The organism is Terrabacter sp. P5_B1, from assembly GCF_056400505.1.
Window position 1 is genome coordinate 1 of sequence record NZ_JBFULD010000088.1, and the last position, 13,117, is coordinate 13,117.

Here is a 13,117-nt window from a genome sequence, read left to right on the forward strand (position 1 = left end):
CGCCGAAGGGGTCGGTCGTCGCGCTCCCCGTGGGCGGCACTCCGGTCGACTTCGCGTATGCCGTGCACACCGAGGTCGGCCACCACTGCATCGGTGCGCGCGTCAACGGCCGCCTCGTCCCGCTCGAGTCGACGCTCGAGAACGGCGACGTCGTCGAGGTGCTGACGAGCAAGGCCGACGGCGCCGGACCGTCACGCGACTGGCTCCAGTTCGTCAAGAGCCCGCGCGCCCGCAACAAGATCAAGCAGTGGTTCTCCAAGGAGCGCCGCGAGGAGGCCATCGAGGCCGGCAAGGACTCGATCGCCAAGGCGCTGCGCAAGCAGAACCTGCCGCTCCAGCGGCTCATGAGCCACGAGTCGATGACGGCCGTCGCGACCGACCTGCGCTACCAGGACATCGAGGCGCTGTATGCCGCCGTCGGTGAGGGACATGTCTCTGCCCAGCACGTCGTCGGCAAGGTCGTCGCCTCGATGGGCGGGGTCGACGGGGCCACCGAGGRCCTCGCCGAGGCGACCGTCCCGACGCGCGCCGCCAGCCGCCGCAAGCCGGGCGACCCCGGCGTCGTCGTCGTCGGGACGGCCGACGTCTGGGTCAAGCTCGCGAAGTGCTGCACCCCCGTGCCCGGGGACCCCATCATCGGGTTCGTGACGCGGGGCAACGGCGTCTCGGTGCACCGCGTCGACTGCACCAACGCCGACCAGCTGACGGCCAACCCCGAGCGGCTCATCGACGTCGAGTGGGCGCCCAGCTCGGCGAGCGTCTTCCTCGTCCAGCTGCAGGTCGAGGCCCTCGACCGCAACCGCCTGCTCAGTGACGTCACGCGTGTCCTGTCGGACCAGCACGTCAACATCCTGTCGGCCTCGGTGCAGACCTCGCGCGACCGGGTCGCCATCTCACGCTTCACCTTCGAGATGGGCGACCCCGCGCACCTCGACCACGTCATCAAGGCGGTGCGCCGGATCGACGGCGTCTTCGACGTCTACCGCGTCAACGGCGGCAAGTCGACGATGTGACCGTGACCCACACGAAGGCCCGTCCGGCGAGTTCGCTTGCCGGACGGGCCTTTTCGTGGGTGCTGCGCGTCGGTCAGCCGCCGAACTCGGCGACGCCGGCGCGGGCCTGGTCGAGCCAGACCTGACGGGCCTCGAGGGCCTCACGGGCCTTCTTGACCTTGCTCGGGCTGCCGGACGCCTCGGCCTTGGCGAGGTCGTCCTGCAGGTCGGCGACGGCACGCTCGAGCTGGTCGACCATGGCCCGTGCGCGGGCCGCGACCTCGGGGTTGCTCGACTTCCAGCGGCGGTCCTCGGCGTCACGGACGGTCTGCTCGATGCGCCGCATGGCCTTCTCGACACGCTCCATGTCGGACCGCGGCACCTTGCCGGCGGCATCCCACTTGTCCTGGATGGCGCGCAGCTGGGCCTTGGCCTTCTCGAGATCGGTCACGGGCAGGATCGCCTCGGCCTCGACGAGCAGGGCCTCCTTGACGGCGAGGTTGCCGCGATACTGCTCCTCCTCGACCGCGACGACCTCGTCCTTGGCCGCGAAGAAGCTGTCCTGGGCGGCCTTGAAACGGGCCCACAGCTTGTCGTCGTCGGACCGGCTGGCCCGGCCCGCGCGGCGCCACTCGTCCATCAGCCGCTTGAACGCACCGGCGGTGGCCGCCCAGTCGGTGCTCGTCGCGAGCTTCTCGGCGTCGGCGACGAGCTGCTCCTTGGCGCTCTTCGCGTCGGCGTGCTGCGCGTCGAGACCGGCGAAGTGGCTGCGACGAGCCTTGTCGAAGCCGTTGCGGGCGGCGCTGAACCGCTGCCACAGGTTCGACTCCGTCTCGCGGTCAAGACGCGTGGCCGAGCGCTGGTGGGCCTTCCACTCGTCGAGCAGCTCGCGCATCCGGGCGCCGCTCGTCTTCCACTGGATGCGGTTCTCGGGCTGACCCGCGATGGACTCGGCCTCGGCCACGATCTTCTCGCGCTCGGCCGTGGCCGCGACGCGGGCCTCGGCCCGGTGCTGCTGCTCGACGTTGCGCTTCGCGGCGAGGCCGGACTGGATCTCGTCGAGCTTGGTGGCGAGGGCGTCGAGGTCGCCGACAACGGTCGCGTCCTTGACCTGGGCGGCCAGGGTCTTGAGTCCTTCGGCGACATCCTTGGACGGCACCTCCGGCTGGGAGAGGCGCTGCTCGAGGAGCACGGCCGACGCGAAGAGCTCGTCGTACTTGCGGGCGAAGTAGGTGAGCGCCTGCTCGTCGGTGGCACCGGGGTAGGAGCCGACCTCCTGCTCCTCGCCGTCCTTGGTGCGCACGAAGACGGTGCCGTTCTCGTCGACACGACCGAACGCCGCGGAGGCGGAGTGGTCGGTCGTGATCAGGGCCGGTGCCGGGGGCGTCACGGTGGGGTGCGGCGCAGCCTTGGCGAGCGCTGCCGGCGTCGGGATCGACGACGGCTTGGGGATGCTCGCCGGCGAGGGTCCGGTCGGCGTCTCGTCGGCGGGCGTCTCCTGGGCGGGYGTCTCCTCGGCCGTGTCGGCTGCCTCCGTGCTGCTCACCGAGGCGAGGGCGTCCGCGGTCTCGGCCACGGCAGCCGGCGGCTCCTCGGTCTCCACGGCGACGGGCGCGGTCCCGGCCGGTTCGGCGGACTCCGGCTCGGTGACGGGCGCCGGTGCCTCGGCCTCCGGGGACGTGCCGGCCGGGACGCCGGTCTCCGTCCCGGGGTCGGTGGTCTCGTCAGGCTCGGGCTGCTGGATGTCGGTCATGCCTTCTTCTCCGTCACGCTGACGCTGAGGATGCTGATCGGGCAGACGGGGGTTCCGTCCGTCGGGCTGGGTGGCAGGGCCTTGTTGGCGGCAATCTTCTCAACGATGTCGAGACCCTTGGTCACCTTCCCGAAGATCGTGTAGCCACCGCCTTCGGTGGGCAACTGGGTTTCCTTGTAGGTGATGAAGAACTGGCCGCCGTTGCTGTTCGGGTCCTGCGTGCGGGCCATGGCGAGCACCCCGGTGGGGTACTTCCCGTCCTTCGGGGCGTTCTCGATGCCGAAGGTGTAGCCCGGGCCGCCCTGACCGGTGCCGGTGGGGTCGCCGCACTGGAGGACGTAGATGCCCTCGGTGGTGACGCGGTGGCAGGGGCTCGGAGCCCAGTAGCCGGTCTGGGCCAGGTTCAGAAACGACGCCACGCTCTGCGGTGCCTTGGCGCCGTCGAGCTCGAAGGTGAGGTCGCCGCACGTCGTCTTGACGGTCGCGACGAAGGTCTTGCCGGCAGCCGTGGCCTTGGCGGGGACCTCCTTCTGCTGCTTTGGGGCCGTCTGGTTCGCCGGAGGCGCCGTGCAGCCGGCTGCGAGCTTCTGCCCAGCTGCGAGTCCGCCGGTCGGATTGCCGGTCGCGGTGCTGGCGGGAGTCGTCGAGGCGGCTGCGGGCGTGGGCCCGTCGGAGCTGCCGACGAGCCTGGGGACGATGATGGCGGCTGCGACGATGAGGATGACCGCGAGGATCACACCGAAGACCTGCTTGTCGCGCGTCGAGTCGCCCACCGGCGGCCTGGCGCTCTTCTGCTGTTCCTCGTGGCGGCGGCGCGCACGTGCGCGTTCCTGCTCTTTGGTCACGAACCTCTCCTCGTACGGGCCACATGGGCGGTCCCCGGGCGTCCGGTCATTTTAGGGAACGACGATGGCGTCGGCGCAGCGGGAGGGGTCACGAGTCCGTGACATCTCCTCCACGAGGCGCGATTGCGCTCCCCAACTGCGCCGACACGGCATATCCCCGCGGTCGGCGCCGCCCACCGAGGACGTATGCCGGCTGCCCGAGATCGCGTCCTCGCTAGGCTCCCGAGGGTGCTGACGATCGCGTTCCCGGCCCAGGCCTTCGACACCAACTGCTACGTCCTCGCCCCGCAGCCGGGGGAGGAGTGCGTCGTCGTCGACCCGGGGGTCGGGGTCGAGGAGACGCTTCGCGAGATCCTGACGGCGCACCGGCTGCGGCCGGCTGCGGTGCTGCTGACGCACGGGCACGTCGACCACGTCTACTCCGTGACGCCGGTCTGCGGGTCCGACACGGCGGCCTACATCCACGCCGACGACCGCTACCGGCTCCACGACCTGCTCGGTCGCAGCAACCCGGGGCTCATCGCGATGTTCGAGCAGAAGTTCGGCGCCGCCGCGACCTGGACCGAGCCCAYGAACGTCGTCGAGATCACCGACGGCACCCGACTGACCCTGGCCGGGATGGAGTTCGACGTGCTGCACGCCCCCGGGCACACCGAGGGCTCGGTGATGTTCGGCGTCGACCGCGTCCCGGACGGCATCCGCGAGCAGGTCGACGTCGACCGCACGATGGTGACCGGGGACGTCCTCTTCGCCGGCTCCGTCGGCCGCACCGACCTGCCCGGGGGCGACCCGGCCGCGATGCAGCGCAGCCTGCGGGACGTCGTGATGCCGCTGCCCGACACGACCCTCGTGCTGCCCGGGCACTACCAGGCCACGACGATGGCCCACGAGCGGGCCACCAACCCCTACCTGAGAGACTTGCCCGCGTGAGCACGCGTCCCGCCTCGAAGTCCGCTGCCAAGGCCAGCTCCAAGGTCACGCCGATCAGCGGCTTCCCCGAGTACCTCCCGTCCGAGCGCATCGTCGAGCAGCGCTTCCTCGACGTCATCCGGGAGACGTTCGAGCTGCACGGGTTCTCCTCCGTCGAGACCCGGGCCGTTGAACCGCTCGATCGTCTGCTCGGCAAGGGTGGTGATGCGGACAAGGAGCTCTACGGCGTGAGCCGGATCGAGCGCGACGATGCGACCGGCGATCTGGAGATGGGCCTCGGCGAGCTCGGGCTGCACTTCGACATGACGGTCCCGTTCGCCCGCTACGTCCTCGAGAACGCCGGCAAGCTCGCCTTCCCGTTCCGGCGCTACCAGATCCAGAAGGCCTGGCGCGGCGAAAGGCCCCAGGAGGGCCGCTACCGCGAGTTCACGCAGGCCGACATCGACGTGGTCGACGTGGGGCAGCTCTCGCCGCACTTCGAGGCGGAGATGCCGCTCGTCATCGCCGACGTCTTCAGCAGGTTCCCGGTCGGCGAGTTCGTCATCCAGGTCAACGACCGCAAGATCCCCAACGGCTTCTACCAGGGCATCGGGATCGCCGACGTCATCGGGACCCTGCGCATCGTCGACAAGCTCGACAAACTCGGACCGGAGAAGGTCAAGGCGCTGCTCGTCGAGTCGGGCACGACGCCCGAGCAGGCCGACCAGTGCCTCGCGCTCGCCGCGATCCGCTCGACCGACCTCGGCTTCGTCGAGCAGGTGCGCGCGCTCGGTGTCGAGCACCCGCTGCTCGACGAAGGGCTCGAGTCCCTCGCGAACGTCATCCGCACCGGAATGGCCCACGCCCCGGGCAAGCTCGTCGCCGACCTGCGCATCGCGCGCGGCCTCGACTACTACACCGGGACCGTCTACGAGACGCAGTTCGTCGGCCACGAGTCGTGGGGCTCGTTCTGCTCGGGCGGGCGCTACGACGCGCTCGCCAGCGACGGGCGCAACACCTACCCCGGCGTCGGCATCTCCATCGGCGTGACCCGCATCCTCGGCCTGCTCATCGGCCGCGGACTCGTCACCGCGTCCCGGTCGACACCCGCCGCCGTGCTCGTGGCCCTGACCGACGACGAGTCCCGCGAGGGCGCCGTCGCCGTGGCGACGGCGCTGCGACGGCGCGGCATCGCGTGCGAGGTGGCGCCCACGGCCGCGCGCTTCGGCAAGCAGATCCGCTACGCGGAGCGTCGGGGGRTCCCCTACGTCTGGTTCCCCGGCGCGGACGAGTCCGGCGACGAGGTCAAGGACATCCGCTCGGGTGAGCAGGTCCCGGCGTCGGCCCGCTCGTGGACCCCGCCGGCCGACGACCTCGTCCCGCAGGTCACCCGCGTCGACTGAGCACTCGACCTCCCTTCATGTCGAGTGYYCACTTCCCGACGCRGGGAAMTGRGCACTCGAGTGCCCCGCTGCGTCGAGTGCCCATTTCCCGACGGAAGGCCGGGGAGGTCAGGTGCCGGGCGGCGGACGTAGGCCCTGGTCGCGAAGCTCGAGCAGGGCGAGGCGCCGGATGACGTCGCGGTCCTGACGCCGCCACGCACCTGCGGGGTCCTCGGACACCCGCGCCAGCGCCCGCATCGGCTGGTTCGACATGGCCCGGAGGGCGAAGAGGTCGAGGTCCTCGCCGGCGTCGATGAACCGCTGCGACTGGGTCGCGTTGCGCACGAAGCGAACTCGGACGTAGAGCCAGACGGCCAGAACGACGAGGATGGGCGCGAGCGCCATCACGAGGCCGAGCCCCAGGGCGAGCCTGTCGACGGTATCCGCCATGGACGTCCCCGCCGACTGGAGGGTCGTTCCCGACCCGGCCGCCTGGGTCAGCCACGTCCTCAGCTGGTCGCCCACGAGTGGGATCTGCCCGGCCTGGTCGCCCGCGCCGGTGAGGGCGCCGTTGACCGACCGGCCCGCGGACGTGATCGAGTCGGCGGGCGCGCGCAGCTGCTCGACGAGGTCGTGGACCTGGCGCCCGGCATACACCCAGAGTCCGATCCAGAGCAGCATGAGCACGTCGGACAGGAGCTGTCGCATGCGCCGGGCCGGGGTGTCTGCGTAGAGCTTCACCCGCCCATGGTGGCGAAGACGACGCAAAAGCACACGTTGCGCGTCGAGGGCGGCCGGCTCGGGGCGAGCTCGGGGAGTTGCGCCGGCACCTGACCGGGCCGCCGCGGCCGCGGATACAGTGTCCTCGCGGCCCCTGAGGGCCCCTTCTCACCGCGGCAACGGCGCCGTGGCCGAGTCAGCCCGGAAGGAAGTGCAGCACCATGAAGGTCGGCATCCCCCGCGAGGTCAAGAACCACGAGTACCGCGTGGCCATCACTCCGTCCGGCGTCCACGAGCTCACCGATCACGGCCACGACGTGTTCGTCGAGAAGGACGCCGGCGTCGGCTCACAGATCAGCGACGACGCCTACGTCGCGGCGGGGGCCCGCATCATCGGCTCCGCGGACGACGTCTGGGGCGAGGCGGACATGGTCCTCAAGGTCAAGGAGCCCGTCGCCGAGGAGTACCACCGCATGCGCGAGGGCCTGACCCTCTTCACGTACCTGCACCTCGCAGCCGACAAGCCGCTCACCGAGGAGCTCATGGCCCGCAAGGTCACGGGCATCGCCTACGAGACGGTCCAGCTGCCMTCCGGGGGCCTGCCGCTGCTCTACCCGATGTCCGAGGTCGCCGGCTGCCTCGCGCCGCAGGTGGGCGCCCACGCGCTCATGCGCGCGCAGGGAGGCCGTGGGGTGCTCATGGGTGGTGTCGGTGGCGTGGCCAACGCCAAGGTCGTCATCCTCGGCGCGGGCGTCTCGGGCCAGAACGCCGCCAACATCGCCCTCGGCATGGGAGCCGACGTCACGCTGCTCGACACCGACCTCGACAAGCTGCGGATGTCGTTCTGGCGCTACGACAACCGGGTGCACGGGCTCGCCTCGTCCAAGCTCACCGTCCAGGAGCAGGTGCTGCAGGCCGACATGGTCATCGGCGCCGTGCTCATCCCCGGTGCTGCCGCCCCCAAGCTCGTCTCGAACGAGCTGGTCTCGCAGATGAAGCCGGGCTCCGTGCTCGTCGACATCGCCATCGACCAGGGCGGCTGTTTCGAGGACAGCCACGCCACGACGCACGCCGACCCGACCTACCGGGTGCACGACTCGGTCTTCTACTGCGTGGCCAACATGCCGGGCGCGGTGCCCAACACCTCGACCTACGCGCTGACCAACTCGACCCTGCCGTATGCCGTGAAGCTCGCGAACCAGGGGTGGCGCGACGCCCTGCGGTCCGACCCCGCGCTCGGGCTCGGCCTCAACACGCACGACGGTCACGTCACCTACGCCGGAGTGGCCGAGGCCCACGGCATGGAGTCGGTCAGCCTCGACGAGGCGCTGTCCTGACCGACCAGGTCGTCACCGAGCCACCCGCGGCACCGCTCTCGCGCCTCGAGCGCGACGTCCGCGGGTGGCTCGACCACGTCAGGGTCGAGCGGGGCGCCTCCGACAACACCCTCACGTCCTACGCCCGGGACCTGCGCGCCTACACCGCCTTCCTCGCCGCGAAGGGGATCGACGAGGCCGGCCGCGTCACCGAGGCCGACGTCACCGACTTCCTCGCGTCGCTGCGCGAGCGCGGTCTGGCCGCCTCGTCCGCGGCCCGCACCCTCGTGGCGGTCCGCGGCTTCCATCGCTTCCTCGCGCTCGAGGGCGAGGTGGCCGGTGACCCGGCGGCCAACGTCGCCCCGCCCAAGCCGCCCGCACGGCTGCCCAAGGCGATCCCGCTCGAGGCCGTGGAGCGTCTGCTCGCGGCAGCATCCGTCGGCGACACGCCCGAGTCGCTCCGTGACCGGGCTCTGCTCGAGCTCCTCTACGGCATCGGCGCCCGCATCAGCGAAGCCGTGGGGCTGGACGTCGACGACATCGACACAGCCGACCCCGCCCCCTCCGCGGGCGCCCCAGCCGGCGCGGGAGCGGCCTCGGTGCGCCTCCGCGGCAAGGGTGGCAAGGAGCGCGTCGTCCCGGTCGGGCGCTACGCCGCGGAGGCCGTCACGGCATACGTCGTGCGCGGTCGACCGGCCCTCGCCCAGCACGGACGGGGCGGTCCGGCGCTGTTCCTGAACCAGCGCGGCGCCCGGCTCTCGCGACAGTCGGCGTGGGCGGTCATCCAGCGCGCTGCCGAGCGGGCCGACCTCACCGAGCACGTGTCTCCACACACCCTGCGACACTCCTTCGCCACCCACCTGCTCGACGGGGGAGCCGACGTGCGAGTCGTCCAGGAGCTGCTCGGACACGCGTCCGTCACGACGACGCAGATCTACACGATGGTCTCGGTGCACCGGCTCCGCGAGGTCTATGCGGGCGCCCACCCCCGCGCCCGCTGATAAGGTCACACGTGATCAGCGCGAGGCTGACCGCAGCATCTCAGGGCAAGGCCGAGCGGAGTGGAACACCCGGTGAACGAGGAGTCACACGACACCATGCAGTCCGTGCGGTCCGAGGACCTCGAACGACCCCGACCCGGTCCGGTCAGCGCCACCCCTCGGGTCGCGCAGCTGCCGGGCACCGAGTCCGCCGGATCTGGCGCGATGGGTCCGACCGGCCGCCCGCTCCCCGACTTCCCGGAGCCCGGGCTGCTCTCGAGCCATGGCCCCGCGCGCATCATCGCGATGTGCAACCAGAAGGGCGGCGTCGGCAAGACGACGACGACCATCAACCTCGGCGCGGCCCTGGCCGAGCTGGGTCGCAAGGTCCTGGTCGTCGACTTCGACCCCCAGGGCGCGCTATCTGTCGGTCTCGGCGTCAACGCGCAGGAGCTCGACACGACGATCTACAACCTGCTGATCGAGCGCGGCCACGACGTTCGCGACGTCATCCAGCACACGCGCACCCCGAACCTCGACCTCGTGCCGGCCAACATCGACCTGTCGGCCGCAGAGGTCCAGCTCGTCGGCGAGGTGGCCCGCGAGCAGATCCTGGCCCGGGTGCTGCGTCCCGTCGTCGACGAGTACGACATCATCCTCATCGACTGCCAGCCGTCGCTCGGTCTGCTCACCGTCAACGCCCTGACCGCCGCGCACGGCGTGGTCATCCCGCTGGAGTGCGAGTTCTTCGCCATGCGCGGCGTGGCCCTGCTCATCGACACCATCGACAAGATCACCGACCGCCTCAACCCGCGCCTGCAGGTCGACGGCATCCTCGCCACGATGTACGACGGCCGCACGCTGCACAGCCGGGAGGTCGTGCGCTCGGTCGTCGACCACTTCGGCGACCGGGTCTTCCACACCGTGATCAGCCGCACCGTGAAGTTCCCGGACGCGACGCTCGCGGCCGAGCCGATCACGTCGTACTCCTCGGACCACTCGGGTGCCAACGCCTACCGTCAGCTCGCCCGCGAGCTCATCGCGCGCGGTGCGGCGGCTTGATCCGTAGTGATTCGATGACCGAGCAGGACACCGTCGGCCGCCTCGCGGTCGACGCCGACGACGCTGCCCTCGCCGAGGTCGCCGCCGTCGCGCAGGCCGGAGCTGCCGCCTCGGCCGCCCCGGCTGCTCCCGCAGAGGAGCTGACCCCCGGGGGCGTCATCACGCGCCGGTCGTCGGCGCCGTTCGAGGTGCACCTCGACGTCTTCTCGGGGCCCTTCGACCTGCTCCTCGGCCTCATCAGCAAGCACAAGCTCGACATCACCGAGGTCGCCCTGGCCAAGGTGACCGACGAGTTCGTCGCCCACATCAAGGCGGCCCAGGCCACGGACAGCGACTGGGACCTGGGCCAGGCCTCCGAGTTCCTCCTCATCGCCGCCACCCTGCTCGACCTCAAGGCCTCGCGCCTGCTCCCGTCGGCGGGACCGCAGGACGACGAGGACCTCGCGCTCATCGAGGCCCGTGACCTGCTCTTCGCCCGGCTGCTGCAGTACCGCGCCTACAAGGAGATCGCCAACACCTTCCGCGAGCGGATGGCCACGGCCGGGCGCATCACGCCGCGCCAGGCCGGCCTCGAGCCCGAGTTCGCCAAGCTGCTCCCCGAGCTCGTCATCGCCGTGACGCCCGAGCAGTTCGCGATGATCGCCGCGCGGGCGATGACGCCGAAGATCGCGCCCACCGTCGGCCTCGAGCACCTGCACACACCTCAGGTCAGCGTCCGGGAACAGGCCGCCATCATCGTGGACCGACTGCGCCACCGCGGCCAGGTATCGTTCCGCAGTCTCGTCGCCGACGCCGACAGCACGCTCGTCATCGTCGCCCGCTTCCTCGCGCTGCTCGAGCTCTTCAAGGAGGCCGCCATCGCGTTCGAGCAGGCAGAGGCCCTGGGGGAGCTCGACATCCGTTGGACCGGCACAGAGGCGGGCGACATCGCCATCGACGACGAGTTCGACGACGAGTTCGACGAGGACGAAGACGGCAGCGCCGACGATGGCGACGACGGCGACCCGCAGGAGACCAGCGACCCGCGGCAGATCGACGAGCCGGTTGGCGTCGCCGCCCCACGGACAGGAGCAGACGATGAGTGACCAGTCGGCGCAAGGGACGGGCGAGCCCGTCGAGGACCGCGACGACCTGGGAGGTGCCGACGAGCAGATCGCCTTCGACATCAACGACTTCCCGGGGGGCGCCCGCTCGGCTCTCGAGGCCGTGCTCATGGTCGTCGACGAACCCGTGACCGAGGTCGCGCTCGCCTCGGCGCTCGAGCTGCCCGTGGAGGACGTTCAGACCCACCTGCACGCGCTGGAGGAGGAGTATGCCGCCGCGCAGCGCGGGTTCACCCTGCGCAGCGTCGCGGGCGGGTGGCGCGTCTACAGCCGGTCCGACTTCGCGCCCGTCGTGGAGAAGTTCGTCCTCGACGGTCAGCAGGCCAAGCTGACCCAGGCCTCCCTCGAGACGCTCGCCGTCATCGCCTACCGCCAGCCCGTCTCCCGGGCCCGGGTCAGCGCCGTCCGCGGTGTCAACGTCGACGGGGTCGTGCGCACGCTGACGTCGCGCGGTCTCATCGAAGAGGTCGAGGATCTCGGGGAGAGCGGTGCGATGCTCTACCGGACGACGCCGTACTTCCTCCAACGCATGGGGCTGTCGTCGCTCGACGACCTCCCGGCGCTCGCGCCCTACCTACCGGACGTCGACGTCATCGACGAGCTCATCGAGGAAGGACACGCATGAGCGAGTACTCCAGGTCCCCCCGTCAGCCGCGCAAGAAGGGGTCCGGTTCGTCCGGCGGCCCCGCTGCCCGAGGCGGCTCCGGCGGCAAGGGCCGCACCGGTCGGCCCGTCGCGGGCGGCCGCAGCGGTGGGGGTGGCAAGGCCAGCGGGCCGCGGTTCGCCGGCTCCACCAAGGCGAGCCAGCCCACGAAGCTGCCCGACCGCAAGGCCGCTCCCGAGATCGACGTCCACGACCCGGAGGGCGTGCGCCTCCAGAAGCTCATGGCCGCCGGTGGCGTCGGATCGCGCCGGGTCTGCGAGAACCTCATCGAGCRGGGCCGCGTCGAGGTCGACGGCCAGGTCGTCACCGAGCTCGGGGTGCGGATCAACCCGCAGACCCAGGTCGTCCACGTCGACGGCGTGCGCGTCAACCTCGACGAGGACCGCGTCTACCTCGCCTTCAACAAGCCCAAGGGCGTCGTCACGACGATGCACGACGAGCTCGGCCGCGTCTCGCTCGAGGACTACGTCGGCAACCGCGAGCAGCGTCTCTTCCACGTCGGCCGCCTCGACGCCGACACCGAGGGCCTGCTGCTGCTCACGAACGACGGGGACCTCGCCCACCGGCTCCAGCACCCGGCATACGGCGTCCTCAAGACCTACGTGGCGACGATCCGTGGACCGGTGCAGCGGGACGTCGGCAAGAGGCTGCGGGAGGGCGTCGAGCTCGAGGACGGCCCCGTGAGCGTCGACTCGTTCCGGATCGTCGACCACCAGCCCGGCAAGGCCATGGTCGAGGTCGTGTTGCACGAGGGGCGCAAGCACGTCGTCCGACGGATGCTCGAGGCGGTGGGACACCCCGTCCTCGAGCTCGTGCGCACCGAGGTCGGCCCGATCCGTCTCGCCGACCTCAAGTCCGGGCGCACGCGTCGGCTCAACAAGGCAGAGATCGGAGCCCTCTACAAGGCCGCTGGCCTGTGATCGAGATGTCCCGGCTGGGTGACGGCGTGCTCGCTACGCTGGCGTGGTGACCACGCACGTCCGTATCGTCGGCGCCGGGCTGATCGGTACCAGTTTGGGGATCGCCCTGTCCCACAACGGCTTTCGGGTGTCGCTCGACGACCCGTCTCCGACGGCCGTCCGTCTTGCCCGCGACCTCCAGGCAGGCGACGTGGCCGACGACGAGGCCGCCGCCCCCGACGTGGTCGTCGTCGCCGCACCGCCCGACGTCGCCGCCCGAGTCGTCGTCGCGGCGCTCGACCGGTGGCCCGACGCCGTCGTCACCGACGTCGCCTCCGTCAAGGAGTCGGTCCTGCGCGTCGTCCTCGACTCGGGAGCCGACTCGAGCCGCTACGTCGGGTCACACCCGATGGCCGGGCGCGAGCGCTCGGGAGCGGCAGCCGCGAGGGCCGACCTCTTCGACGGCCGCGCCTGGGTCGTCGGGCCCCACGC

At 71.1% G+C, this 13,117-nt stretch carries 13 protein-coding genes; 10 read left to right on the top strand and 3 right to left on the bottom strand.

What is annotated here, in order from left to right; genetic code table 11:
- Positions 1-1,013: TGS domain-containing protein (locus tag AC1DP0_RS08650; protein ID WP_478083708.1), on the top strand; the 1,013-nt coding region annotated here is incomplete at its 5' end.
- A gap of 73 nt (positions 1,014-1,086) precedes the next feature.
- On the opposite strand, the gene AC1DP0_RS08655 is transcribed toward AC1DP0_RS08650, so the two are convergent.
- Both AC1DP0_RS08655 and AC1DP0_RS08660 read right to left on the bottom strand, forming a co-directional pair.
- The gene (locus tag AC1DP0_RS08655) at positions 1,087-2,745 is read right to left on the bottom strand and encodes a DUF349 domain-containing protein (RefSeq protein ID WP_478083710.1); all 1,659 of its coding nucleotides are present in this window, start codon (positions 2,743-2,745) and stop codon (positions 1,087-1,089) included.
- Positions 2,742-3,590, bottom strand: a complete 849-nt coding sequence (locus tag AC1DP0_RS08660) for a peptidylprolyl isomerase (RefSeq protein WP_478083713.1) — start codon at positions 3,588-3,590, stop codon at positions 2,742-2,744. Before AC1DP0_RS08660 ends, AC1DP0_RS08655 begins: the two co-directional genes overlap by 4 nt.
- 228 nt (positions 3,591-3,818) lie before the next feature.
- Here AC1DP0_RS08660 and AC1DP0_RS08665 point away from each other — a divergent pair, with 228 nt between their 5' ends.
- Positions 3,819-4,520, top strand: coding sequence for an MBL fold metallo-hydrolase (locus AC1DP0_RS08665; protein WP_478083716.1), 702 nt, complete (start codon positions 3,819-3,821; stop codon positions 4,518-4,520).
- Positions 4,517-5,902, top strand: coding sequence for a histidine--tRNA ligase (gene hisS / locus AC1DP0_RS08670; RefSeq protein WP_478083719.1), 1,386 nt, complete (start codon positions 4,517-4,519; stop codon positions 5,900-5,902). The genes AC1DP0_RS08665 and hisS overlap by 4 nt, the downstream gene beginning before the upstream one ends.
- Before the next feature lie 108 nt (positions 5,903-6,010).
- Here hisS and AC1DP0_RS08675 read toward each other — a convergent pair whose 3' ends face one another.
- Complete coding sequence (locus tag AC1DP0_RS08675; protein ID WP_478083721.1) at positions 6,011-6,622, bottom strand: hypothetical protein; 612 nt, start codon at positions 6,620-6,622, stop codon at positions 6,011-6,013.
- A gap of 200 nt (positions 6,623-6,822) precedes the next feature.
- Here AC1DP0_RS08675 and ald point away from each other — a divergent pair, with 200 nt between their 5' ends.
- The 7 genes from ald to AC1DP0_RS08710 all read left to right on the top strand — a co-directional run.
- Entirely contained in the window at positions 6,823-7,938 is a 1,116-nt protein-coding gene (ald, locus tag AC1DP0_RS08680; RefSeq protein ID WP_478083723.1) for an alanine dehydrogenase, read from the top strand.
- Entirely contained in the window at positions 7,935-8,918 is a 984-nt protein-coding gene (gene xerD / locus AC1DP0_RS08685) for a site-specific tyrosine recombinase XerD (protein ID WP_478083735.1), read from the top strand. Before ald ends, xerD begins: the two co-directional genes overlap by 4 nt.
- A gap of 204 nt (positions 8,919-9,122) precedes the next feature.
- A complete protein-coding gene (locus AC1DP0_RS08690; protein WP_478083738.1) occupies positions 9,123-9,959 on the top strand; it encodes a ParA family protein in 837 nt (278 codons plus the stop codon).
- A gap of 14 nt (positions 9,960-9,973) precedes the next feature.
- Entirely contained in the window at positions 9,974-11,044 is a 1,071-nt protein-coding gene (locus AC1DP0_RS08695; protein ID WP_478083725.1) for a segregation and condensation protein A, read from the top strand.
- Positions 11,037-11,687: an SMC-Scp complex subunit ScpB gene (gene scpB, locus AC1DP0_RS08700; protein ID WP_478083727.1), complete on the top strand. Its 651-nt coding sequence runs from the start codon at positions 11,037-11,039 to the stop codon at positions 11,685-11,687. Before AC1DP0_RS08695 ends, scpB begins: the two co-directional genes overlap by 8 nt.
- Entirely contained in the window at positions 11,684-12,646 is a 963-nt protein-coding gene (locus tag AC1DP0_RS08705) for a pseudouridine synthase (protein WP_478083729.1), read from the top strand. Before scpB ends, AC1DP0_RS08705 begins: the two co-directional genes overlap by 4 nt.
- Before the next feature lie 46 nt (positions 12,647-12,692).
- The coding region (locus AC1DP0_RS08710) for a prephenate dehydrogenase/arogenate dehydrogenase family protein (protein ID WP_478083732.1) at positions 12,693-13,117 on the top strand (425 nt) is incomplete at its 3' end.